The organism is Methylophilus sp., from assembly GCF_052173275.1.
GTDB lineage: Bacteria > Pseudomonadota > Gammaproteobacteria > Burkholderiales > Methylophilaceae > Methylophilus.
This window is the reverse complement of record NZ_JBQMUL010000002.1, coordinates 1,421,048-1,444,040: the sequence shown is the minus strand read 5'-3', so window position 1 is coordinate 1,444,040 and position 22,993 is coordinate 1,421,048. Positions and strand designations below refer to the sequence as shown.

The 22,993-nt window shown below is 51.3% G+C and carries 23 protein-coding genes; 14 read left to right on the top strand and 9 right to left on the bottom strand.

The genetic code is table 11. The features are described 5' to 3' along the window. Positions 1-38 precede the first annotated feature (38 nt). Together ACTS9Y_RS08385 and ACTS9Y_RS08380 are read right to left on the bottom strand one after the other, a co-directional pair. Positions 39-1,055, bottom strand: a complete 1,017-nt coding sequence (locus tag ACTS9Y_RS08385; RefSeq protein ID WP_442585490.1) for a Gfo/Idh/MocA family protein — start codon at positions 1,053-1,055, stop codon at positions 39-41. Between the two features lie 72 nt (positions 1,056-1,127). After that, complete coding sequence (locus ACTS9Y_RS08380; RefSeq protein WP_442585489.1) at positions 1,128-2,126, bottom strand: HEAT repeat domain-containing protein; 999 nt, start codon at positions 2,124-2,126, stop codon at positions 1,128-1,130. A gap of 691 nt (positions 2,127-2,817) precedes the next feature. Between ACTS9Y_RS08380 and ACTS9Y_RS08375 the strand changes: the two genes are divergently transcribed. Continuing rightward, positions 2,818-3,945 carry a hypothetical protein gene (locus tag ACTS9Y_RS08375; protein WP_442585488.1) on the top strand — a complete coding sequence of 376 codons (1,128 nt, stop codon included), beginning with the start codon at positions 2,818-2,820 and terminating at the stop codon, positions 3,943-3,945. A 227-nt stretch (positions 3,946-4,172) separates the two neighbouring features. Further along, the gene (locus ACTS9Y_RS08370; RefSeq protein ID WP_442585487.1) at positions 4,173-5,387 is read left to right on the top strand and encodes an NnrS family protein; all 1,215 of its coding nucleotides are present in this window, start codon (positions 4,173-4,175) and stop codon (positions 5,385-5,387) included. On the opposite strand, the gene ACTS9Y_RS08365 is transcribed toward ACTS9Y_RS08370, so the two are convergent. Beyond that, positions 5,388-5,939, bottom strand: coding sequence for a thioredoxin family protein (locus tag ACTS9Y_RS08365; RefSeq protein ID WP_442585486.1), 552 nt, complete (start codon positions 5,937-5,939; stop codon positions 5,388-5,390). A 261-nt stretch (positions 5,940-6,200) separates the two neighbouring features. Here ACTS9Y_RS08365 and ACTS9Y_RS08360 point away from each other — a divergent pair, with 261 nt between their 5' ends. The 12 genes from ACTS9Y_RS08360 (at position 6,201) to ACTS9Y_RS08305 (ending at position 16,436) form a co-directional block, all read left to right on the top strand. Next, entirely contained in the window at positions 6,201-6,935 is a 735-nt protein-coding gene (locus tag ACTS9Y_RS08360; RefSeq protein ID WP_442585485.1) for a 16S rRNA (uracil(1498)-N(3))-methyltransferase, read from the top strand. Beyond that, on the top strand, positions 6,935-7,570 hold the full coding sequence (locus ACTS9Y_RS08355; protein WP_442585484.1) for a hypothetical protein: 636 nt from the start codon (positions 6,935-6,937) through the stop codon (positions 7,568-7,570). The genes ACTS9Y_RS08360 and ACTS9Y_RS08355 overlap by 1 nt, the downstream gene beginning before the upstream one ends. A gap of 53 nt (positions 7,571-7,623) precedes the next feature. Further along, positions 7,624-8,553, top strand: a complete 930-nt coding sequence (locus ACTS9Y_RS08350; RefSeq protein WP_442585483.1) for an AEC family transporter — start codon at positions 7,624-7,626, stop codon at positions 8,551-8,553. Positions 8,554-8,699: 146 nt separating this feature from the next. Then, positions 8,700-9,872, top strand: coding sequence for a cyclopropane fatty acyl phospholipid synthase (gene cfa / locus ACTS9Y_RS08345; RefSeq protein WP_442585482.1), 1,173 nt, complete (start codon positions 8,700-8,702; stop codon positions 9,870-9,872). A gap of 124 nt (positions 9,873-9,996) precedes the next feature. Continuing rightward, positions 9,997-11,568 carry an amino-acid N-acetyltransferase gene (argA, locus tag ACTS9Y_RS08340; protein ID WP_442585481.1) on the top strand — a complete coding sequence of 524 codons (1,572 nt, stop codon included), beginning with the start codon at positions 9,997-9,999 and terminating at the stop codon, positions 11,566-11,568. A 279-nt stretch (positions 11,569-11,847) separates the two neighbouring features. Further along, positions 11,848-12,732: an acetylglutamate kinase gene (gene argB, locus ACTS9Y_RS08335; RefSeq protein ID WP_055828162.1), complete on the top strand. Its 885-nt coding sequence runs from the start codon at positions 11,848-11,850 to the stop codon at positions 12,730-12,732. Between the two features lie 50 nt (positions 12,733-12,782). Continuing rightward, positions 12,783-13,454, top strand: a complete 672-nt coding sequence (locus ACTS9Y_RS08330) for a pyrimidine 5'-nucleotidase (RefSeq protein WP_442585480.1) — start codon at positions 12,783-12,785, stop codon at positions 13,452-13,454. A 51-nt stretch (positions 13,455-13,505) separates the two neighbouring features. Next, on the top strand, positions 13,506-14,099 hold the full coding sequence (gene slmA / locus ACTS9Y_RS08325) for a nucleoid occlusion factor SlmA (protein WP_442585479.1): 594 nt from the start codon (positions 13,506-13,508) through the stop codon (positions 14,097-14,099). Positions 14,100-14,138: 39 nt separating this feature from the next. After that, positions 14,139-14,363 (top strand): DUF2788 domain-containing protein, encoded by a 225-nt coding sequence (locus ACTS9Y_RS08320; protein ID WP_442585478.1) that lies wholly within the window; start codon positions 14,139-14,141, stop codon positions 14,361-14,363. 19 nt (positions 14,364-14,382) lie between these two features. Then, entirely contained in the window at positions 14,383-14,757 is a 375-nt protein-coding gene (locus ACTS9Y_RS08315) for an excalibur calcium-binding domain-containing protein (protein ID WP_442585477.1), read from the top strand. Between the two features lie 24 nt (positions 14,758-14,781). Then, a complete protein-coding gene (locus tag ACTS9Y_RS08310) occupies positions 14,782-15,423 on the top strand; it encodes an SGNH/GDSL hydrolase family protein (protein ID WP_442585476.1) in 642 nt (213 codons plus the stop codon). Positions 15,424-15,497: 74 nt separating this feature from the next. Continuing rightward, positions 15,498-16,436, top strand: a complete 939-nt coding sequence (locus ACTS9Y_RS08305; protein WP_442585475.1) for a GGDEF domain-containing protein — start codon at positions 15,498-15,500, stop codon at positions 16,434-16,436. Positions 16,437-16,540: 104 nt separating this feature from the next. On the opposite strand, the gene ACTS9Y_RS08300 is transcribed toward ACTS9Y_RS08305, so the two are convergent. The 6 genes from ACTS9Y_RS08300 to lpxC form a co-directional block, all read right to left on the bottom strand. Further along, the gene (locus ACTS9Y_RS08300; protein ID WP_442585474.1) at positions 16,541-17,179 is read right to left on the bottom strand and encodes an outer membrane beta-barrel protein; all 639 of its coding nucleotides are present in this window, start codon (positions 17,177-17,179) and stop codon (positions 16,541-16,543) included. A gap of 243 nt (positions 17,180-17,422) precedes the next feature. Beyond that, positions 17,423-18,637 carry a multifunctional CCA addition/repair protein gene (locus ACTS9Y_RS08295; protein ID WP_442585473.1) on the bottom strand — a complete coding sequence of 405 codons (1,215 nt, stop codon included), beginning with the start codon at positions 18,635-18,637 and terminating at the stop codon, positions 17,423-17,425. 34 nt (positions 18,638-18,671) lie between these two features. Then, positions 18,672-19,631, bottom strand: a complete 960-nt coding sequence (locus tag ACTS9Y_RS08290; protein ID WP_442585472.1) for a complex I NDUFA9 subunit family protein — start codon at positions 19,629-19,631, stop codon at positions 18,672-18,674. A 61-nt stretch (positions 19,632-19,692) separates the two neighbouring features. Further along, on the bottom strand, positions 19,693-21,693 hold the full coding sequence (locus ACTS9Y_RS08285) for a transglycosylase SLT domain-containing protein (protein WP_442585471.1): 2,001 nt from the start codon (positions 21,691-21,693) through the stop codon (positions 19,693-19,695). 107 nt (positions 21,694-21,800) lie between these two features. Further along, on the bottom strand, positions 21,801-21,983 hold the full coding sequence (locus ACTS9Y_RS08280; RefSeq protein ID WP_442585470.1) for a hypothetical protein: 183 nt from the start codon (positions 21,981-21,983) through the stop codon (positions 21,801-21,803). A 15-nt stretch (positions 21,984-21,998) separates the two neighbouring features. After that, positions 21,999-22,934, bottom strand: coding sequence for a UDP-3-O-acyl-N-acetylglucosamine deacetylase (gene lpxC / locus ACTS9Y_RS08275; protein ID WP_442585469.1), 936 nt, complete (start codon positions 22,932-22,934; stop codon positions 21,999-22,001). Between the last annotated feature and the right edge of the window lie 59 nt (positions 22,935-22,993).

Genomic DNA, 22,993 nt, shown 5'->3' with positions numbered 1-22,993 from the left:
GTAAAATTGCTGACGGGGCCAACCGCCCCGTTTTTGAATTATGCTTTTAATGCGGCAATGACCATTTCAATGGCACGACAATTACCTTTTGCATCATCAAAAGTCAGCAACGGCGCTTTGCCATTGAGGATACAGTCGCCGAAATGCTCAATCTCAAGATTAAAGTGATTGGCTTTGGGCAACACGATGGTTTCTGATTTGCCGCCTGCCTCCCAGCTGATCACCGGGTCGTCGCTTGGATAGCTCCACATGTTGTGGCACTTGATCCAGCCTTTGTCGCCTATCAGCTCATATTCGGCTTTACGGCTACGCTCGAAGCTGACATCAAAATGGCCATAACGCGCACGGCCTTGTGCATCTGCGCCAAAATCCAATACACCGCTGGCGACCACATCGGCGCCATGCTCGTTTAATTTGCCATACGCCACGACATTGGTGGGTTCCGCAGGGGCAGCGCCGCCGCCCAAACACCAGCGCAAGGCATGGATGGCATAGGGCCCGATATCCCACATCGCGCCGCCGCCGTTCGCCATGCTACGGTTGATACGGTACATGCGCGCAGGGGGCATCAGGAAAGAAAAACTGGCACGGCAGGACAACACATCACCGATCAGCCCGCTATCGATCAGTGCTTTGACTTTTGCGTGCTGCGGATGAAAGCGGTACATAAAGCCTTCCATCACGATCACGCCTTTGGCTTTGGCTGCTGATTCTATCCTGGCGATATCTGCCAGGTTGGTCGTCATCGGCTTTTCAATCAGGATATGCTTGCCGGCATTGATGGCTTTCAAGGCCCACTCGGCATGTTCCTCGTTCGCCATCGGGCAATACACTGCTTGCACGTTGCTGTCGTTGATCAGGCTATCCATATCGTCATAACAGGTGACGCCAGTGGCAGCGGGCGCATATTTATCCAGAATGGCTTTGGCCGCACCTTCGCGACGGCTGGCAATCGCCACCAGTTGCGAATTGTTCGCCTCGACGATGGCAGGCAGTAAGCGCTCATTGACGCGCGCGGCACCTAAAATGCCCCATTTAACTCGTTGAGTATCCATCAAGTGCTCCTAAAAAACCGTTTATTAAACTATAACTAAGGGCCAGGTGATCCCGGCCCTTTTTGCTCACCCTTACAAATACAAGGCAATGATTTCTTTAGTCCATTTTGCTTCTTTATCAGTACGACTCTGTAACTGCGTCAATTGTTCTTGCAAATATGCACGCGTTTCTGGCGTATCGATATCTCCCAGCGCTTTCAGCGCCATCGCACGGTCCTGCCATAAACCAGATTTAGTGGAGAACAGTTTTTTCAGGAACTCGACTTGATCAGATGCTTTTAAGATGCCCAGCGATGAGATGGCAGACAAACGCACATATTCATTTGAGCTAGAGGTGTACTTTACCAGCTCTGGAATGGCGAGTGGATTATTACCAAACCCTAATTGATACACATCCAGATAGGCGCTGCCTTCTTCCTTGCCTACATTCTGGTTGATTTTCTGTACCAGGCTACGCACTTGCTCATCGCTGATGGCGGTATTAAATAACTGCTGATTCAGCTTGGCTGCGAGTTCTTTAGTGAGCAAAGCCAGCGGGGCATTGTAAGTCGGCTCGATGATCTCATCAAAGCTCCATACCGGCACCTTGCCGCGCTTGATGTAAGCAGTGATGCGGCGATTGCCTTGTGGCGTTTCTATCTCGGCACGCAGAGAGGTGAATGTGACGAAAGGTGAAAAGCCACTCGCGCGATGGTTCTCAATGTGCAGGCGTTTGATCAGCACATTAGGGCCTGCTGCCGGCTGGGTGGCAAGCGCGACCGGCAAGCCTCTGGCAACCATTTCTTTCACAGTGTGCTCAGCGATCCATGGTACGGCATCAAAAGGTTTGTTGCCGTAAACCAGTTGCATGGGGATAGTGCCACCAAGTAGCTTGGTTTTGTCCTCTGCAGCTTGTTCATCTTTAAAGAAAAGCGCCACCGGCTTTGCCGCGCTGACCTGGTGCAAGGTATTTGATGCAGCGGGATCCGTGATAGGTACTTTCATGTTGAGCGCGCAGCCGGACAACAAAAGCAGTGACAGGCTGATAAATATCTTAGAGCTGGATTTAAAAGCAGAGAAAAACATGTGCATCGTACAGTCCTTTTTTAGTATTTTTATCGAATGATTTATGCGCTTTGAAAAACTGGCGCGGTCACATTATATTGACTGCAAACAGTACGCACAACCAAGACATGGCAGGGGATTACTAAGCCATTTAGCGCGTGCTCGCTTTCGCCTGTCGGCAACATTTCACTATCATTCACTCCAATAACTAATGCACTTAAAATGTGCCTATCCTCTTTAAAAATGCAGTCAAAAACACACATTTTTTTTGGTAAGTGCTTATACGGCTGATCCGCTGTCATCTGGCAGTCTTTAATCTGTCGTTATAATGACAATTTCCTGGCTTAGCAAAAACCAGCCAGACGCGGGCAATATGATTTGCATAAATAATCGCAATATCAGAAAAGCTATGGTGTAATACTTCACCCAGCCGCAGCTAAAATACTCGCGTACCTAAATATAGAAAAGCAGCTTTGGTTGACTGCTGCGCCAGCATTTAAAAAGTGACCAAATAAAAAAGCTCGTCGTACACGCCCGCAAACGGGTATAAAAACTAACAATAAGAATTGCCCGCGTGATGTTTAACCGATTGAGCTACCCCCCAGAGATTTCCCGATCCGCTTTCATGATTGCATGCACATCGTGCTGCCTGATCTCAACCGCCAGCGCTTTTGCTGATGACACCATACCCACAGCCTCCTACTTTGCAATGGACAGCATGGCGCCCGAAAGCAGCTGGGCGGTGCGCTTTGAGCAACGCAGCAGCCAATTCGACTCGCGTTATGACAACCACGGCAACCGATCTGAACTGGGCAGCAGTTTTAACGGCGCGAATCTGAATGCACGCTTATTCCCGGCCCTGTCACCATTAGGCGCTGCAGCATCTTTGGGCACAACGCGCTTTGATCACGAGACGCAAAACCAGATCAGCATTTTGAGCATAGGCTACGGCCTGGCACCGGATGTGACGATAGGCTTGGTGATCCCCTACGCCATCTCGCAGACGCGTACGCGCTTTGCGGTCGATGGCGGTAATATTGGCTACAACCCGGCATTTAACGCCAACCAGCCGATAGGGGCTGGCAACTTTCCTTTCGCACCTGTCGGTGGCGCTATCCGGCCCATGGGTACCGCCGGCGTGCAGAATATCCTCACGAATCCGGCATTTGGCTATCAATACAAACCTTTGCAGGACAGCCGTAGTGAAGGCTTTAGCGACCCGACCGTGGGTGTGTTGTGGCGCGCCATGAAATCGCCCGGTGAAAGCCTGATATTAGGCCTGGGTTTACGTGCAGGCCTGGCCAAAAAAGATGACCCCGACAATCTGCTGGATGTCCCACTGGGCGACGGCAGCACCGATATACGCACTAGGCTGGAATACTTTCGTGACCTGAGCGCGAACTTTGATTTGCGCCTGCTCGCCGATTACAACTGGCAATCGCCTGACAAGGCACGTATGCGTATCCCTGCCCCAGGGCAAATGCTGGCACCTGCCAGCTCAAAGCAAACCCTGCACAGGGCTCTGGGTGACTATTATGAAACCGATATCGAATTAGGTTATCGTTTATCTAACTGGCGTTTTGCCACCACCTGGCATCGCTTTGAAAAGAAATCGGATGAATATCGCTCCAGCTTGGGCGCTAACACCTCGGCGCTGGAAAGCTTCACTGATAGACGGTCTGACCAATACCGTATCAGTGCGACATGGAGTGGCGTACCCGCCTGGCAACAAGGCAAGTTACCCCTGCCTGTAATCATTAAACTGGAATTTCAGGATACCTTTGCCGGGCGTAACTTTGTCGATATACAGGACATCTACCTGCAAGTTATTACCCTGTTCAAATAAAAACCCGCTCGCTTTACATCAGCGTTGAGCAATTCCTCGCGGTCTTTTTCTAGCATCACCCACCGCATTAAACACCAATGCCAATTGCTTCTGGCCTTGTGCCAACACCAGGAGTGAACCTCAACCTGAACACCTGAATTTTCACCCGGTTTGCGTTGCATCAACCATGCGATTCAGAATCCACGTTATATTGAGTTATTTGCTTTTGCAGGATTTCAGGGTGTCATATGCAACAATTCATTCAAATTTCGCCGCCGCATAAAAAAGCCTCTGCCAAGAGATACGCTTTATTCAATCTTGGCTTTCGCCCGTTTTTCCTGCTTGCCGCTGCATTTGCCGCCATTTCCATCGCCGCCTGGATGTGGTCATACCTGCGCTTCACACTGCCTCCCTTATTCTACGTCTCAGCCTCGCAATGGCATGCGCATGAAATGCTGTACGGTTTTGCCTTTGCAGTGATTGCCGGTTTTTTACTCACCGCAGTGAAAAACTGGACTGGTATCCAGACCTTGCAGGGCAGCGCTTTAATGGGGTTAGTGGCCTGCTGGGCAGGTGCGCGTGGCGTCATGTTGGTCGCCCCCGATCTGGTCATCCTGGCCGCGACTCTGGACCTGTCGTTTAACCTGTGGCTGATGTTAGCGATTGCACGCCCTATCATTAAAGTGAAACAGTGGCGACAACTGGGGGTGCTTTCAAAAGTGGGGATACTCACACTGGGCAATGCGGCTTTTTATGCACAGGCATCAGGCTGGTCCATGAGTGGTGCACGCGCCGCATTATGGGTGGGCCTGTTGCTCAATGTGAGCCTGATCCTGGTGATCAGCCGCCGCATCTTGCCGGGGTTTATTGAGCGTGGCGTAAAAGAAGAAATCTCGCTCAAAAATTCGGCCTGGTTAGACCGGCTATTAATGTTATCGCTGGTGGCTTTACTATTGAATATCCTGGTAGCTGATTCGTCCATGACTCACATTGTGTTAGCGCTTACTATTACCACAGCCAGCAGCATACGCTTGTGGCGCTGGCACACACCGGGCATATGGCGGGTGCCATTGCTATGGAGTTTTTACTGCGGCATGTGGCTGATCACTGCCGGTTTTTTACTGTATGCGTTAAGCTATACCCGTAGCGGCGTGTCACTTATTCTTGCGATCCATTGCTGGGCCATTGGTGGCATCGGCGTCATCACGCTGGCGATGATGGCGCGTGTATCGCTAGGCCACACGGGCCGCAATATCCATGCCCCGCCACGTAGCGTCTCCTGGATATTCGGCTTGTGTATTGCCGCGACGTTGTGCAGAGTATTTTTGCCGCTTTGGATACCAGAGACTTACCGCATCTCTGTCATGCTGGCAGCGGCTTGCTGGATAGTCGCGTTCACCTGGTTTTGTATCACCTATTGGCCGATACTGAGCAAACCTCGCACTGATGGAATGCCAGGTTAATCATTCTTTCCACTTCATTGAACAACCGATACCTGCCACCTGTTCTTTCGGCCCATGCCCGGTTTGAGAGACCTGCTTCATCGCCTTGAATAAATCGCGTGTGCTCTCGGGCGCCGCTTCTTTGCGGCTTTCATCAAACCGGCCACGGTATTGCAGCGCAAAGTCTTTATTCAACCCAAAAAAATCAGGGGTGCACACGGCATCATATGCCTTGGCAACTTGCTGGGTTTCATCAAACAGATAGGGGAAAGGCAGCGCCAGTTCTTCAGACAACCTTTTCATATTCGCCGGGCTATCTTCCGGGTAATCGGAAGGGTCGTTGGACATGATGGCAACAGTGTGAATGCCTAAGGCGTGCAACTCGCTGACATCGGCGATCAGACGCGGCAAAATCGCTTTAACATATGGGCAGTGGTTGCAGATAAACATCACCAGCAGGCCTTTGGGACCCATGCTGGCTTGCAGATTCACCAGCTTGCCGTTCACATCTGGCAGGTTGAATTCTGGGGCTTTCCAGCCAAAATTGCATGCCGGGGGATTGATACTTGCCATGTGATTCCTTTCAGAAACTTTCTAGACCGTCACTATATAACTTTGTGCGATTTCGGCGAAGGCTGACTTGGTGAAACCGATGTTAAGCGTAGCGGCCGTAGCCAAAATCGCACACGGGTGGGCTAATACTCGCCATGGTCACTCTCCGGCAAAATCACAACCAAAGCCCTATGGTACGTCATTCAGTCTGTTGCGTGTATGCCAGTAGTGAATGCCGCTTACTGAATGTCACTCGCCAGCATTTTGGTTACAATGTCATGCATGAGTAACTTACGTTTTTACAGCCCCACTCCTCTCACCATAGGCCAAACCACCGCGCTCAGCGAAAACGCTGCCGCACACGCGATTCGTGTCATGCGCCTGAAAGCCGGTGATACATTGAGTTTGTTTTGCGGCGATGGCTTTGACTACCAGTGTGCACTGACCAGCGTTGAGAAAAAAGCGGCGTATGTTGAGGTGCTTGGCCGCACGGCGGTGAGTAATGAATCCCCCCTCAATATTCGCCTGCTACAGGGGGTCTCCAGCGGCGATCGCATGGATTACACCATCCAGAAAGCAGTTGAACTGGGGGTCACCGAGATATTCCCGCTGACCACAGAGCGCAGCGTGACGAAACTGAGCGGCGACCGTGCCGAAAAACGCGTAGAACACTGGCAAGGCGTGGCGATAGCCGCCTGTGAACAAAGCGGCCGTGCCGTACTGCCTACAGTGCATGCGCCAGTCACCCTGGCCCAATGGCTGGGGCAATATGAAACACACTCCAGCCTGAATATTCTGCTAAACCCGGTTGGGGCAAAACAACTGGCGCAACTCGAAAAACCATCCGCGCCTATCCACTTGCTGATCGGCCCGGAAGGCGGCTTAAGTGGCAACGAGATTGCGCTGGCGACCCAACACAACTTCCAATCGATTGTGATCGGGCCAAGGATACTCAGAACCGAAACTGCCGCAGTGACCGCGATTGCCAGCATGCAGACATTGTGGGGCGATTTTTAATGTATAACCAGCATCCTTCGCTCGCGCTTCGCAACCTTTTCAAAGAGAAACCATATCAAGGCGCAAATCCAGAAAAGGCAAGATTTATCTTCATGGGATTAGATGCGAACTATGCGGCCAACATTGATAGCTCATCAGTTTATGACAAGATACTTGAGTACCATACTGACGGTGTAGCATTTTGGAAAAAGTACAATGTTCATCATCCATTTTTACTTGGAAACTACTTTGGTGACGGCAAAAAGTATCATAAGAATTTCACAAAGATCGGGCTACTTTCTACGCATGCAGATGACATTTCCTTTATCGAATTAATTAATGTTCCAACTGTTGGAAGAAGCATGCTTACGAAAGAAGATTTGAACTCACACCATTTAAAATGGCTAGGTCATTTAATTGAATCAAAACAGCCCAAATCCATTTTCATTTCAAACTCTGTTCTTAATCTGCTATTAAAAACAGAGCTATCAAAATACCTATCCAATCAATTAGTCAATAAAAATCCTCTTTCAAAGGTCTCCATTTTTAATGACACGACCTTTTATAAGCATCTGCATTTTTCTAATTATGGGAAATTTCAACTGCAAATGGATATTGAAGCCAAACTGATTTCACAACTTATTTTGAATAGCTGAGCCGTCAAAGATATAAATACTTATTTAACTATATTTTTTGGATTGAGAGCTTGATGTTTCAAGTGATGCTACAAATGGCGCTGCTGATCATCGCAGGTATCGCGTGGCAACGGTTCGCGCCTGACCATATCTCTGCCACTTCGCATCGCCGGGCGCTGACAGACCTGGTGTTTTACATTCTGCTGCCAGCCTTAGTGATAGATGTGCTGTGGCTAGCACCTTTGGATGCGGATACTTTCAGCATCCAGCTCACGGCAATCACCAGGCTGGCGACAGCGGCAGGGTTGATGTGGCTGAGCCTGCAAATATTCAACCGTTTTAAGCCGCTCTCAGGTGCGCAGCAAGGCGCACTGATGTTGGCAGCTACGTTTCCGAACGCTACTTACCTGGGCCTGCCTGTGACTAGCGAAGTGTTGGGTGACTGGGCGCAGGAGATGGTGCTTAAATTTGATTTATTCGCCTGCACCCCGATTTTGTTATCTGTAGGCATGCTGATGGCGCAAGCCTATGGCAAGGCCGAGCTGTGTTCTAACCCACTCAGGGAACTGCTGCGTGTACCGCCACTGTGGGCACTGCTGGTCGCCTGCGTGCTCAACCTGGCACACGTACCACAGCCCGAAATGCTGGGCCATGCACTGCATACTTTGGCAGGCGGCGTGGTACCACTGATGCTGATCGCGCTAGGCATGAGCATACGCTGGGATACCTTCAGGTTTGCACTGCTCCCCAAATTATTACCGGTCTGTCTTATCGGCCTGTTGATTGCACCGCTCACAGCCATGCTGGTGGCAGAAGCTTTAGGACTGGGTGGGCACACACTCACTGCCATCACCTTGTTAAGCGCCATGCCGACCATGGTCTTTGGCGTCATCATCTGCGAGCGCTACCATTTAGATGGCGCGCTGTATGCCGCCGCCGTGTTTTCTACCACCTTACTGAGCATGTTCACGTTGCCGGTGTGGTTCCAGTTCCTCTCCCATTGATCATCACCTGCCGCCGGTAGAACAAATCACGTCATTGCGGGTCAATCTTCATATGTAATATGACGAGTGTTCAGGCATTCTTACCCTGTTTAAGATATGCCTGAGTGCTATGCAATCTGTACGCGTTTTGGAGGAGTGTGACCGCGATGCCAAAAACTACATTTAATCATTTCGCCACGCAGCAGCCTGCGCCACCAGAAACCCTGGTCAAACTACTGGGCAAAACTGGCATCACCATTAATGGCGATGCACCTTGGGATATCCAGGTTTATGACGAAAGCGTCTATCGCGATGTGCTGGCCCGCGGCACACTGGGGTTTGGGCAGGCCTATATCGAGGGACGCTGGGACTGTGCCCGCCTTGATGAGTTTTTCAACCGGGTGATGCGCGCTGACATCGATGAAGAAATGGGTGGCTGGGGCAAACTGCAACTGTTAGGCGATGTTCTCCGCCATGCGTTATTTAACCTGCAGGCACCTCATCGTGCCTTTCAGGTTGCGCAACTGCACTACGATATCGGCAATGATGTGTTTGAGGCGATGCTCGACTCTAGCATGAGTTACTCGTGCGGCTATTGGCAACACGCCCATACGCTGGAAGAAGCACAGACCCACAAACTGGATATGATCTGCCGCAAACTCGACCTCCAGCCTGGTGAGCGCGTGCTTGAAATCGGGTGTGGCTGGGGTGGGCTGGCCAAACATATGGCACAGCATTATGCGGTCAATGTGGTTGGCATCACCGTGTCTGTGGAACAACAAGCGGTAGCAAAAGAGCGGTGCGCTGGTTTATCTGTCGATATCCAGCTGATGGATTACCGCAAGCTGCAAGGGCAGTTCGACAAGATAGTCTCAGTCGGCATGTTTGAGCATGTAGGGCCAAAAAATTATCCTATTTATTTTGAAACCGTGCATCGCCTGCTTAAAGACGATGGGCTATTTCTGCTGCACAGCATAGGCAACCATAAAACCGCGTTGTACACCGATGCCTGGATAGACAGGTATATCTTCCCTAACGGTAAATTACCTTCTGCAAGCGAAGTGAGCAGCGCCATAGAAAAGAAATTCCTGATTGAAGACTGGCACAATTTCGGCACGGATTATGACCGCACGCTCATGGCCTGGTGGGATAAATTCAGCCGCGCCTGGCCAGAATTACAATTTAAATATGATGAAAGTTTTTACCGCATGTGGAAATACTACCTGATGTGTTGTGCCGGGTATTTCCGCTCGCGGCAAGGTCAACTTTGGCAACTGGTACTGAGCAAGCGGCAGAGCAACCGCATTTACCGTTCAGTGCGGCCAGGGGCCATCAGTTGAAGTAAACGTCGCCTCTCTCTGACTTATTTAACATGACGGCTCAGGCCGTCATTTTTTATGTTTAATTTGCATAAAAAACCAAATTGAATTATTGTTTTGCAAATTAAATTTAATAAATACTCAAATGATAGGCTCAAATATCAGGAATTTGCGAAAATCGCAAAATTTAACCTTGCAGCAGCTTGCGCTACGCATGGGCACGGATACCAGCAATCTGTCGCGCATAGAACGTGGTGAAATCGGGATCTCGGACGCCTTGTTACGCGCTGCTGCCCAGGCTCTGAGCACCACGCCTGGCCGATTGTACGATGCCGATTTAACACCCAGCAACCTGACCAATACGCCGCCGGCGATCCTTTCCAGCGCCAACAGCAAAGACTTTGTGCACTGGTTTCGCTCCGCCGCGCCTTATATCCACGCGTTTGGCGGTAGCACCTTTGTGATCGCCTTTGGCGGCGAAGTGGTCAGCGAACAACAGTTTATCGCCCTTTCGCACGACTTGAACCTGCTTGCCAGCCTGGAGGTGCGCTTGGTGCTCGTGCACGGCGCACGCCCGCAAATCGAACACAGACTCAAGCGCGACCACCTGATCCCCAAAATGCATAATGGCCTGCGCATTACCGATGACACGGCGATGGAAGCGGTAAAAGAGGCCAATGGCACGGTGCGGGTCGAGATCGAATCGCTGTTATCCATGGGCATTTCCAACTCGCCGATGGCAGGCAGCGATATCCGTGTCGCCAGTGGCAATTTTGTCACCGCTAAGCCGTTGGGCGTGCGAGATGGCGTAGACCTGCAACATACCGGTGAAGTACGCAAGATCGATGCGGTGGGCATCCAGAAGCGGCTGGACGATGGCGAACTGGTGCTGCTGTCGCCCATGGGTTATTCGCCTACTGGTGAAATATTCAACCTGACGCTGGAAGATGTGGCAGTGAGTGCCGCGATTGCGCTGGACGCAGAAAAACTGATCTTCCTGATGGGTTCTGAAGGCATACATAACTTGCGTGGAGAATTATTGCGCGAGATGACCTCTGCCAAAGCGAAAAACATGCTGCGCAATGTGCAGGAAAGTGATGACCCGATCAACTTCTCGGAAGATGTGAATTATTACCTGCCTGCTGCCGTGCGCGCCTGTGAGCATGGCGTCGCCAGGACGCACCTGATCTCGAGGCATATCGATGGCGCCATTATCCAGGAACTGTTTACCCGGCAGGGTATAGGCACCATGATTACCGAGCTGCCGCTGGAAACCATGCGCCAGGCCAATATTGATGACGTAGGCGGCATCCTCATGCTGATTGAGCCACTGGAAAATGAAGGTATTTTGGTGCGGCGCGGGCGTGAACGTATTGAGATGGAAATCAACTATTTCTACGTGATGGAACATGATAACCGGGCGATTGGTTGCGCCGCTCTGTATCCGTTCCCTGCCGAGAAAATGGTGGAGTTTGCCTGCCTGGCCATAGACCCGGCCTACCGTGGTGGCGGACGCGGCGACAAACTGTTTAACTTTTGCCAGGAACAGGCGAAAGCCATGGGCCACCAGTTTTTGTTTTGCCTGACCACACGTACCGAACACTGGTTTCTGGAGCGTGGCTTTACTGAGCAGAGTGTAGACCAGCTGCCGCAAGAAAAGCAGCAACTGTATAACCTGCAACGGAAATCCAAAGTGTTTGTGAAAGTACTGGCCTGACCTAGCGCCAGGCGATGATAAAAATGACGTACCCGGTTTAAATGGCGGGTGCTAAACACCAGCCATTTAAACCACTCACACATCATTCCTTCTTCTCCCTGGCACTTCGCTCTGGGCCGCGCGGGCAATGTCTTAATTACTTCATATCCAGCGAATAAAGTTGAACAAAGTCGGCGAATCGCCTTCTTATTAAACATCCTGAACAAAATTAACCCGCTAATGCATTCACTGTTTAACTATCAGCAGATAGAATACGCATATCCTTAATTGCATATCCATATGATGAATATTTCAAAAGCCGCTCAAAAAGCGCAAACCCTGTCTGAAGCCCTGCCTTACATCAAACGTTTTTTTGATAAAACCATCGTCATTAAATACGGCGGCAATGCCATGACTGATGAACGCCTGAAAGAATGTTTTGCGCAAGATGTGGTGCTGCTGAAACTGGTTGGCATGAACCCGGTAGTGGTGCACGGCGGCGGCCCGCAAATTAACGAGATGCTGGATAAGCTGGGCAAAAAAGGCGAGTTTATCCAGGGCATGCGCGTGACTGACGAAGAAACCATGGACGTAGTGGAAATGGTGCTCGGCGGCCAGGTGAACAAAGAAATCGTCAACCTGATCAACCGCCACGGTGGTAAAGCGGTCGGCCTGACCGGCCAGGACGGTAACTTCATCCACGCGCAAAAATTGCTGATGGAAGACCTCAAAGACCCGACCAAAATGATCGATGTCGGCCAGGTGGGTGAGATCACAGCGATTGACCCCAGCATTATCACCTTCCTCGATAGTGGTGACTTTATTCCCGTTGTCGCGCCTATCGGCGTTGGCCGTGAAGGTGAAACCTACAATATCAATGCCGATGTAGTGGCTGGCAAACTCGCAGAAATCCTCAATGCCGAAAAACTCATCCTGCTGACAAATACGCCCGGCGTACTGGATAAAGAGGGCCAACTGCTGACCGGGCTGACCCCAAGACAGATTGATGACCTGGTTGCGGATGGCACCTTGAGTGGCGGCATGCTGCCAAAAATCAGCTCAGCCCTGGATGCCGCCCGTAGCGGCGTGAAAACCGTGCATATCATCGATGGCCGCGTAGAGCATGCTTTATTGCTGGAAGTGCTGACCGATGAAGGTGTTGGTACTTTAATCAAAGCAAAATAAAGCTCAAAGCCAAATAAGCCGTAAGCAAACACTTACTTTAGTTATATTCTATGTCTCGCAGGGTGTGGGTTTTCGATCTGGATGACACCCTGCACAACGCTTCCGCACACATCTTCCCGGTCATGAATCAATCCATGACGCGCTACATCATGGATCTCCTGGCGCTGGAAGAGCCTGCAGCCCACCAGTTACGCCAGCATTACTGGCGCATTTACGGCGCCACCCTCAAAGGGCTGATGCGCCATCACCATGTCGATCCGCATCACTTTCTGGCGGAGACGCATGCGTTTCTTACCGACGACATGGTGCAGACCACCAAGCAATTGCGCCAACTGCTACAACGCCTGCCGGGCCGCAAATGTGTGTTTACCAACGCGCCGCGTGCCTATGCGGTACGCGTGCTGGAAGTGCTGGGCATCAGCGACTGCTTCAGCGTGGTATTCAGCGTTGAGTCTTCACGCTTCCATGCCAAACCTTCTGTACGCGGCTTTCGCATGTTATTACGCCAGCTGCGATGCTGTGCTGCCGATTGCACCCTGTTTGAAGACAGCCTGCCAGCCTTGATGACTGCAAAGCGACTTGGCATGCGCACCGTGTGGATCAGTCGGCGCCTGCACAAACCAAACTTTGTGCAATATAGATTGCCGCATGTGTTGGCACTCACTCACAGTGGATTGAAAAAACACGCTGCATGCATTCCCGCTCCTGGCGAATCCGGTTAAAATAAGCGCAAAACGACAACAACCGCATTATCAGGGATTCCAGAATACATCATGGCGACTATCAACAAAGAAGTAAGAGCAAACCGCAAACAACAGATTCTGGAAACACTGGCGAGTATGCTGCAAACCCCGCGTGGTGAAAAAATCACTACCGCCGCACTAGCAGCCAAACTGGAAGTGTCAGAAGCAGCGTTGTACCGCCACTTTGCCAATAAAGCCAAAATGTTTGAAGGCCTGATCGAGTTTATTGAAGGCGCATTGTTTGGGGTGATCAACAAGATCACCAGCGATGAAACCGACGGCCTGAAACAGGTGCAACTGATGCTGCAAACCATGCTGAAATTTGCCGAGCGTAACCCCGGCATGTCTCGCGTGCTGATAGGCGATGCCCTGGTGAATGAAAACGAAGCCTTACAGGCGCGCATTAACCAGTTGATAGACCGCCTGGAAGCTAGCGTGAAACAATCGCTGCGCATCGCCGAGGCACAAGGCAACCAGATCACCAATGCCGGTATCGCAGCAAACACCATGATCAGCTTTGTTGTTGGCCGCTGGCATGCGTTTGCCAAAAGCGGCTTTAAACGCAAGCCTAGCGATAACCTCGAGCAACATATTACACAACTGATCACCGCCAGCCTGCAATAAACGGCTGGCCCTTATTTTATCCACTGAAAGTCTTCATTCATGGAAAACACGATTTTTGGCCTGACCGAAGCACAGCTGACTGAAGTTGGCATGACTTACGGCCTGGCCGCACTGATACTTTTTCTGATTTTTATCGTTGGCAACCTGGCCTGGAAAGCCAAAGCCGGCAAAGTAGGCACATTTGCCCTTTTCCTGGCGCTCACCTTAGGCATGGTAGGCTTTCTGGCCAAGCTGGTGATCCAGCACTTCCTGAATATCCAATAACGCAAAACGACAACAGCCCATGAATATCCTCAAGATTTCCGGGCTGATTTTCTTAGTGTGCGGGGCGTATCTATTATTTGATCACCTGATCTTGCCGTGGGTGATCGCTGACCAGCCTCAGCACAGCATCAGCCCTGCTGAAGAAGTACCGCTTCGTTTTAGCCGCCCCCGCAAAACTGAGTCAGCATCTCCCGCGCAAACCTCAAATCCAATGCAGACAAATAGTCGCTGCGATGGCCGTACCCATTGCTCGCAAATGACATCCTGTGTTGAAGCGCACTACTTTCTGGCAAATTGCCCTGATACCGAAATGGATGGCGACAACGATGGCATTCCTTGTGAACATCAGTGGTGCCAGCCACCTCCGGGCAAACGCTCACACAGCTTTAGATGAATGACTTTTAATCAGGAGCACACCATGCAGCACATCCTGGTATATTCAGATTCACTCACCTGGGGCATTATCCCCGATACGCGCCAGCGCCTGCCTTTTGTACAACGCTGGCCCGGGGTCATGGAGATTGCACTTAACCAGCAAGGTCATTCTGTACGCGTAATAGAGGATTGCCTGAATGGCCGACGCACCGTGTTCAATGATCCATTCAAACCTGGTCGCAATGGCCAGCAAGGCCTGGCGCAACGCATAGAAATCCACTCGCCGCTGTGTTTGGTCATATTGATGCTGGGCACTAATGACTTTCAATCCATGCATACGCACACGGCCTGGCACGCCAGCCAGGGCATCGCCAGCTTGATCCACACCATACGTACTGCGCCGGTTGAACCAGGCATGCCGGTGCCGCCCATCCTGGTAGTGGCGCCACCGCCTATCTTGTCGCCCAAAGGGCTGATCGCAGCCAAATTTAAAGCAGCAGAAACCAAATGCATAGGCCTGGCAGCCGCTTACGAGGCGGTGTGTGCGCAGTTGAATTGTGCTTTCTTTGATGCGGGCAGTGTGATCAGTGCCAGCCAGGTGGATGGCGTACATCTGGATGCCGATCAACATGGCGTGCTGGGCCTGGCCATCGCCCAAAAAGTTAACGCTTTCTTACCTGAATAAGCCTGGCGGGCTATTGCGTAGTATTTGTCACTTATGTAACCTGATTATCATATTGTGATAAATAAGTTCGCGAAATGAATACACCGCCTGTTGATAGCGATAGCTCCATTTATAAAACCCTGCTGGAATCCACCAAAGCCATCCCGTGGAAAATCGATTGGGCAAGCAAGCAATTCGCCTACATTGGCCCGCAGATCGAGCAGGTGCTTGGCTGGACACAGGATAGCTGGAAAACAGTGGAAGACTGGGTCAACCGCATCCATGAAGAAGACCGTGAACGCGTGTTCAACTTTTGCGTGCAACAATCGATACAAGGGCTGGATCATGAAGCAGACTACCGCGCCCTCACCGCAGAAGGCGGCTTTGTCTGGATACGTGACGTGGTGCATGTGATGCGCACACCCAGCGGCGAACCTGAGGCATTGATCGGTTTTATGTTTGATATCAGTGAACGTAAAAAGACCGAAGAGCAATTGCTCATCATGCAAAAAAAACTGGAAGAGCTTTCTTACAAAGACGGTTTGACCGGTGTCGCCAACCGGCGCATGTTCGATACGGTGTTGGAACGCGAATGGCTGGAAGCCAGACAACACCAGCACCCTTTGTCATTAATCATGATTGATATCGACTATTTCAAGCAATTTAATGACTTTTACGGGCATTTACAAGGCGATGAAGCACTTAAGCAGGTAGCAAACACACTTACGCAAGCGGGTGTACGTGCCAAGGATTTTTTTGCCCGTTTTGGCGGTGAAGAGTTCGCCTTGATACTGCCTCAAACCAACGAATTGTCAGCCAGCAAGATTGCTGAACGTTGCCACAATCTGGTGTTCAAGGAGCAGATCCCGCATGCCAAGTCTGAAGTCAGCCAGATACTGACTATCAGCGTCGGCGCCAGCAGCATCACGCCCAACCGCAATGACGACTTTAAAACATTCGTTGAATCTGTGGATGCGCTGATGTATCAAGCCAAACGGAGTGGCAGAAACCGCACGGCAATCAACAGTCGCTAAATACCAGAGCGGTGAAGGTATATACCACTCGATATACGGATGGAACATAAAAAAGGAGGCAGTTGAAACCGCCTCCTTTTTACCATGGGTGCAGCAAGCGCTGCTTAAAAAAAGTAATTGGCGCCAATCGTAAATGCACTCACCTCGATATCTAGGGATTCGCCTGCTGCTTTTGCCAGCGTTGCGCTACCGACATCGCGATACTCAGCGGTCAACTGCCAGTTTTTAGTCAGATTGTAATTTGCACCTACACCTAATAAAGGCACTACATCCGACCTGTTTTGACGCGCACTAACCAATTCATTATCGCTGTCGAGATAACGTACTTTGGTACGAGTTTTAGCAATCATCAAACCTGTTCTGGCAAACACACTAAACGTCTCATTAAACGGGTAGCTCCATAAGGCACTGATGGTGGCACCTGAAGCACTGGCCATTGCTTTATTCTGAGAGTCTGCTTTGGCTGTGTAATCGCCTAAATCCAGATAACCGACCTCAGCCGAAATATAGTCATTAAATCGGTAGCCAACAACTGCATCATAAATGGTGTCCCTGCGATCAATAGATAATTGCCGGCCTAGTCTCTCCTCCGCGGCACCAATGCTGCCACTGGTCAGGTCATAACTGACATGAGAGCGACCGATTTTGCCTCCCACATACAAATTGTGATGCCACTCATCTTCAGCCCACACCGTATTTATTACCAGTGAAAGTGAATATACCAAACAGATTACCGACTTCATAAATAACACCCTTTTCAATTGTTAATTTAGGTAATCAGAATGCTAACACAAACATAAATTAACAATAAAATACAATTTGGGATTTTGCTATTAAGAAGTCGGACAGAAACTTAAAAAATGCGATTAGGGGTAAAGCCCGGATTACAAGTATTTGGGAAAGTTTAAGACGTGTGATGAAGGCATCTCATCCATGACTAAGGATGAAGGTCACCAATACAAATTGATCAGGGAAGTGCGCCTGAATTAAGCAGAATCACTATTTAAAATTGCCTGCAATCGCGCTTCAAAAATGGCCTGTTTAATCGACTGCGGGTTGGTATGCTGTCTGGCGATGGCACCCGCATCAACCGTAAGGGCGGCTTGCAAGGCGGCGGCCAGATACTCAGCATCATGCAGCGGGCTATCCTCCAGCCCCAGTCGCCCCCGGCTATCACTCTCGCAGGCCAGCAGGAAATCTTCAAAACGTGTGCGCTGCCTGAACGCATCCAGTTCTTCCAGAAAGCTTAACAGGGTACTGGCTTTCATTTGCCTGGCGGCGTGCAGTTTGCCGTGGTATTTAGCCACCACCAGCGCCAGGTCTTTGCAATCATTGGGCACTTTGAGCCGCGCGACGACATCCCGGATCTGGTCTACGCTACGCAACTCATGTCCAATGTGTCGCGGTAGCACCTCTGCCGGTGTCGTGCCTTTACCGAGATCATGCGTGAGGGCAGCAAAGCGCACTGGCAAACTGAAGCCCTGTTTGGCGGCGTAATCAATCACCATCATGACATGCACGCCAGTATCTATTTCGGGGTGATAGAGGGCCGTCTGCGGGACGCCCCATAAGCGGGCCAGTTCGGGCAGGATGACCTGCAGCGCACCGCAATCTCGCAGCATTTCAAACATGCGGCTAGGCTGCTTTTCCATCAGGCCTTTGGCGATCTCCTGCCAGACACGCTCCGGAACCAGGGCATCGACTTCGCCTGCTGCGACCATCTCGCGCATCAGCGCCAGCGTTTCAGGGGCAACGGTAAACTCAGTGAAACGGGCCAGAAAACGCCCTGCCCGCAAAATGCGCACCGGGTCTTCACTAAACGCTTCAGTGACATGCCGTAACAGTTTTTTCTGGATATCCTGTTGCCCGTGAAAAGGGTCAATCAGCGTGCCATCTTCGGCTTGCGCGATGGCATTCATGGTGAAGTCACGCCGGGCAAGGTCTTCTTCTAGCGTGACTTCTGGCGCGGCATAGACACTAAAGCCTTTGTAGCCTTTGCCGGTTTTACGCTCGGTACGCGCCAGTGCATGTTCTTGCTGCGTGTCAGGATGCAGGAATACCGGGAAATCCTTGCCGACTGCACGATAACCAGCCGCCAGCATCTGCTCCGGCGTGGCGCCGACGACAACGTAGTCGCGGTCTTTGACCGGCAGGCCCAGCAGGCCATCGCGAACGGCGCCGCCTACCTGGTAGATTTTCATGTGCAGGTTCGCATTGACTAGAGAAAACGAGGTATTAACGCCTGGCGTTAATCACGCGCCCTGCCGCTGCACGAAACTGATCGTAGGCACCGCGTGGATTATTTTCTACCAGGTAGCCTGAGATCACCGCAAACATATCGGTAGGCACGACGCCCAGTTCATTCGCCATCGGCTGCTGGCAGACATTATCCACCTGCATGGATTTCACATTGTCACGCGACAATAATTTGATAGGCAGCAATTGCATAAAGCTGCCTTGCAACAACGAAAGCCGGGTGCTCAAGCCTATGATGGGGCGTTGCACGCCTGTGGTTTTCATCACGGCTTCCATCACCTGTTGCAAGGTCATGATCGCCGGGCCGCCCAACTCATAGATCCTGCCATAAGTCGCAGGTTCATCGACCGCATTCACCATGGCAGCGGCCACATCCTCTACCCAGATCGGCTGGAATTTCGCTTGTGGCATGGCCAGCGCCAGTACCGGAATGTATTGGATCAACTTGGCAAACAGGTTGATAAAACGGTCGCGCGCGCCAAAGATGACAGAAGGACGGAAAATGGTGACATGCAGTTTTTTACTGGTCTCCATCACCGCCTCGTCGCCAGCCGCTTTACTGCGCAAATATTCACTCGGCGCACTGACTGAAGCCTGCAATGCGCTCATTTGCAGCAGCCGCGGAATGCCCAGCTCCACACAGAGTTGCGCCACACGACGTGGCAACTGGTGATGCATTTTTTCAAAGCCATTGTCACTGGTCTGGTGCAAAATGCCGATCAGGTTAATCACGACATCACTACCTGCCAGTTGTGCCCGCAACGCGGCCTGGTCGTTGACATCGCACTCAACTACTTGCACATAAGGTAACAGAATCAGGTGTTTGGCCTGCTCTCTGCGGCGCGTCAATACTTTTACCTGGTAGCCTGCCTGATCCAGCCCGGCCACTACACTGCTGCCGACAAAACCGCTACCACCCAATACTGTGACTGTCTTCATATTGCTCATTCCCAATGCATTTTGGTATTAAAGAGATTGTACAGAAAAATGCCGCACCAGCTTACTCTTGCTCTGAAATGGTGATGGTGGTCGTCACAGTTTCTGTCTCTGCAAGACCAGAACTGCGGGCCGGAATCGTCCCCAGACGCTTTTTGAGCGTAATGACAGGCAAGCCCAGCCGGGGCGCATACATATGCGCATTCGCCAGCACTTTTTTCACGTAATTCCGTGTCTCACTAAAAGGAATCGTTTCGGCATAAATGGCCCCTTCCAGTGGCGTGTTGCCCGCCCAGCGTCTGGCGCGGCTAGGACCCGCGTTATAGGCGGCAGTCGCCATCGCTTCCTGGCCATTGAAAGTATCCAGTGTATAGCGCATGTAGTAGGTGCCGAGATTCACATTGGTATCTATATCATGCAGCATGGCATCGCTGTAGCTGCTCCAGCCCAGTTTCTTGGCTATCCACTTGGCGGTGGCAGGCATCACCTGCATCAACCCGCCGGCACCGACTGACGACTTGGCATAGTGCATAAAACGGCTTTCCTGGCGGATGATGCCGTACACCCAGGCTTCATCGATCTCACGCGCTTTCGATGCTTTCTGCAGGTAATCTCTATAAGGCGTGGGGTAGCGCAACTCAAAGTTATGCGTGCGGCTGGTTTTGTCGGCGGCAAGCACGGTTAAATCGTACCAGCCCTTGAGCAAGGCATATTGCGCCGCGACTATGCGCGAAGAGTCATCCAGCGCTTCCAGCAGATACATCCATTCCAGTCTCGCTTCATAACGTGCGTCGGCGTCAAACAAGGCTTCCATACGCTTGATGGTTGGCAGCCTTGCAAACTGGCGCACCTCTTCATCGGCAGGTTGATAAGTCGCCATCGGCTCGCCGGCGACCGGCCCCAGTTCTTCTGCCGCCAGCCAGCCATAAAAATGACGTTCCTGCGACAGTTTTGCCAGCAGCAGGTTGGCTTCTGCGACCTGGCCTTTGTTCTTGAGCGCGCGGGCTTTCCAGTAGCGCCAGGTGTGCTCGTCTGATAATGCATTTGGCATATTGCCTATGATTTTCAGCAGCACTGGCCAGTCCTGCTCACGCAGCGCACTGCGCGCATACCATTCCCATTGCTCGTTACTCAGGGTCGCCGGCTCCACTTTGGCAAAAGCACGGATGGCCTCAGGCTCGTGTTTACGAGCAGATTCCAGCGCGATATATGCTTGCATCAGCTGCTTTTCTTCGTTGCTGAGCAGTCCGCTGTATTTTTGATAGCTGCTGAGTGCCAGGGCAGTATCGGCCTTGGCCTGGCGATGGATGGCATATAAATACAGCGCACGACCATAGGCTGATTTATCCTGCACATTATTCTTTTTAAGTATCAGCGCCGGGTTCTGCGCTACGTCATCAATCTGTTTGAGCAAGGTGGCATCGGTTTTCCTGCTGCGTTTCGCCAGGACTTTAGCCATGCCGGGTTTATTTGCAAACAGCGCATTGCGGTAAATCGTCAGCAGAAAAGCCTCATCCAGCACACCCACCTGCTGTAATGCTTCCAGCATGCCCTGACAATCGGCAGGCAACTCCTTGCCTGATAACAATAGGGTTTTACCGTCTTCGTAAGCCACCGGATCATCCAGCGCAATGCCTGCCTGCACCTGGAAGCACTGGTTACCGGTGTCGTTCAGATTGTAATAATTGGGAATCTGCGCACGCATCTCGACGAACTGATCCCAGAACTGCACCCGCCCCAGCCGCTTGAGCCATAGCTCGCGTACGCGCTGGGATAACAGTGACTCGTTATTTTCCTGCAGGAAAGCCTGCACCTGGTAATAAGAGAGCTGATCCATGGTCAGGATCATTTGCCAGTATTGCAGATAAGGCGCGAGTGGTGATTTACGTTGCTTGAGCGTCTCCAGCGACTCGGTCAGCAGCGGCAGGTTTCTGGTCTGGTAGGCCTGTTTTGCCTGCAGATAGATTTCCGTATCGCCAGCATGTGCGGGCGTTGCCAGCATAAACAGGCACGTTACCAACACATAGGCAGCGATCGAAAGGAGATGACGGAGTTTAGTCTTCATGAGTCAACAATCACAGGGTCTTGCTCAATTTGAGCTCACGTCCGTTCGAATATTTATGTGCACTTCACAGTGCACCCGACGCATCACGTGGATTCAGAGGGTAACAATCAAATTCTGGCCAGGCGACTCAGAAAGAAAAACAGTAACAAGAGCAGCAAGACGACGAAGCCGCTCTTCCATACTTTTTTAAGCCATTGCCAATAGCGCGCATTACCGGTTTGCCAGCCTAGCAGGGCCAGCACCAGGGTACTCAGCACCAGCACCGCAAATAATATCCGTATCCACCACATAATCTTGGTTTACCTTTAAGCTGCAGGCAAAAATGGCGCCGGACTAAAGTAGTCGCGTTGTCGTACAAAGCCTACCGGTGCCTGGCTATCATCAAAAGTGCAGTATTCCCAGGCGCTGTCGTCCTTGAGCAAGGCGCGCAGCAACTGGTTGTTCAGGGCATGCCCGGATTTGAATGCCGAAAACTGGCCGACGATGGGGTAACCGAGAATATATAAATCGCCAATCGCATCCAGCACTTTGTGCTTGGCAAACTCATCCTCATAGCGCAGACCGCCGCCATTGAGCACTTTATATTCGTCGAGCACAATGGCGTTATCCAGGCTGCCGCCTTTGGCCAGGCCGTTGGCGCGCAGGTATTCCACTTCGTGCATAAAACCAAAGGTACGTGCGCGACTAATTTCGTCAACGTAACTCTGACTATCGTAATCTATGGTCACGGTTTTACCGGAGAACTCGAACACGGGATGTGCGAAATCGATGGTAAATTCGGCTTTAAAGCCATGGTGCGGCGTAAATTTTGCCCATTTATCGCCTTCTTGCACTTCTACCGGCTTCAGGATGCGCACAAATTTCTTAGGCGCTTCCAGCTCGGCTAATCCGGCCGTTTGCAATAAATAGATAAACGGCCCCGAGCTGCCATCCATGATGGGCACTTCGGCTGCCGTTAACTCTATCATTACATTATCTACCCCCAGACCGGCGAGGGCAGACATCAAATGCTCCACAGTAGCAACGCGCGCACCTGAAAACTCTAGGGCGGAGCTCAGGCGAGTATCGTTCACTGCCGTCGGGGTGACCCGCATGGCAGGCGTATCGGGCAAATCGATGCGCTTGAACACTACTCCATGATCAGCAGGCGCAGGTTTGAGCGTCAGCGTGACTTTTTCACCGCTGTGCAGCCCAACCCCGGTCGCGCTAATCTGTTGTTTAAGCGTGCGTTGCTTTAACATGGTTTTCTCTTTTATCAGTGTCTGACGACTATTATAAGCCAATCCCACTTCCAAGCCGA

Excerpts from the sequence above, each read along its gene's own strand:
- ACTS9Y_RS08385 (WP_442585490.1), bottom strand. The coding sequence starts at position 1,055 with ATGGATACTCAACGAGTTAAATGGGGCATTTTAGGTGCCGCGCGCGTC.
- ACTS9Y_RS08380 (WP_442585489.1), bottom strand. The coding sequence starts at position 2,126 with ATGCACATGTTTTTCTCTGCTTTTAAATCCAGCTCTAAGATATTTATC.
- ACTS9Y_RS08375 (WP_442585488.1), top strand. The coding sequence starts at position 2,818 with ATGGCGCCCGAAAGCAGCTGGGCGGTGCGCTTTGAGCAACGCAGCAGC.
- ACTS9Y_RS08370 (WP_442585487.1), top strand. The coding sequence starts at position 4,173 with ATGCAACAATTCATTCAAATTTCGCCGCCGCATAAAAAAGCCTCTGCC.
- ACTS9Y_RS08365 (WP_442585486.1), bottom strand. The coding sequence starts at position 5,939 with ATGGCAAGTATCAATCCCCCGGCATGCAATTTTGGCTGGAAAGCCCCA.
- ACTS9Y_RS08360 (WP_442585485.1), top strand. The coding sequence starts at position 6,201 with ATGAGTAACTTACGTTTTTACAGCCCCACTCCTCTCACCATAGGCCAA.
- ACTS9Y_RS08355 (WP_442585484.1), top strand. The coding sequence starts at position 6,935 with ATGTATAACCAGCATCCTTCGCTCGCGCTTCGCAACCTTTTCAAAGAG.
- ACTS9Y_RS08350 (WP_442585483.1), top strand. The coding sequence starts at position 7,624 with ATGTTTCAAGTGATGCTACAAATGGCGCTGCTGATCATCGCAGGTATC.
- cfa (WP_442585482.1), top strand. The coding sequence starts at position 8,700 with ATGCCAAAAACTACATTTAATCATTTCGCCACGCAGCAGCCTGCGCCA.
- argA (WP_442585481.1), top strand. The coding sequence starts at position 9,997 with ATGATAGGCTCAAATATCAGGAATTTGCGAAAATCGCAAAATTTAACC.
- argB (WP_055828162.1), top strand. The coding sequence starts at position 11,848 with ATGATGAATATTTCAAAAGCCGCTCAAAAAGCGCAAACCCTGTCTGAA.
- ACTS9Y_RS08330 (WP_442585480.1), top strand. The coding sequence starts at position 12,783 with ATGTCTCGCAGGGTGTGGGTTTTCGATCTGGATGACACCCTGCACAAC.
- slmA (WP_442585479.1), top strand. The coding sequence starts at position 13,506 with ATGGCGACTATCAACAAAGAAGTAAGAGCAAACCGCAAACAACAGATT.
- ACTS9Y_RS08320 (WP_442585478.1), top strand. The coding sequence starts at position 14,139 with ATGGAAAACACGATTTTTGGCCTGACCGAAGCACAGCTGACTGAAGTT.
- ACTS9Y_RS08315 (WP_442585477.1), top strand. The coding sequence starts at position 14,383 with ATGAATATCCTCAAGATTTCCGGGCTGATTTTCTTAGTGTGCGGGGCG.
- ACTS9Y_RS08310 (WP_442585476.1), top strand. The coding sequence starts at position 14,782 with ATGCAGCACATCCTGGTATATTCAGATTCACTCACCTGGGGCATTATC.
- ACTS9Y_RS08305 (WP_442585475.1), top strand. The coding sequence starts at position 15,498 with ATGAATACACCGCCTGTTGATAGCGATAGCTCCATTTATAAAACCCTG.
- ACTS9Y_RS08300 (WP_442585474.1), bottom strand. The coding sequence starts at position 17,179 with ATGAAGTCGGTAATCTGTTTGGTATATTCACTTTCACTGGTAATAAAT.
- ACTS9Y_RS08295 (WP_442585473.1), bottom strand. The coding sequence starts at position 18,637 with ATGAAAATCTACCAGGTAGGCGGCGCCGTTCGCGATGGCCTGCTGGGC.
- ACTS9Y_RS08290 (WP_442585472.1), bottom strand. The coding sequence starts at position 19,631 with ATGAAGACAGTCACAGTATTGGGTGGTAGCGGTTTTGTCGGCAGCAGT.
- ACTS9Y_RS08285 (WP_442585471.1), bottom strand. The coding sequence starts at position 21,693 with ATGAAGACTAAACTCCGTCATCTCCTTTCGATCGCTGCCTATGTGTTG.
- ACTS9Y_RS08280 (WP_442585470.1), bottom strand. The coding sequence starts at position 21,983 with ATGTGGTGGATACGGATATTATTTGCGGTGCTGGTGCTGAGTACCCTG.
- lpxC (WP_442585469.1), bottom strand. The coding sequence starts at position 22,934 with ATGTTAAAGCAACGCACGCTTAAACAACAGATTAGCGCGACCGGGGTT.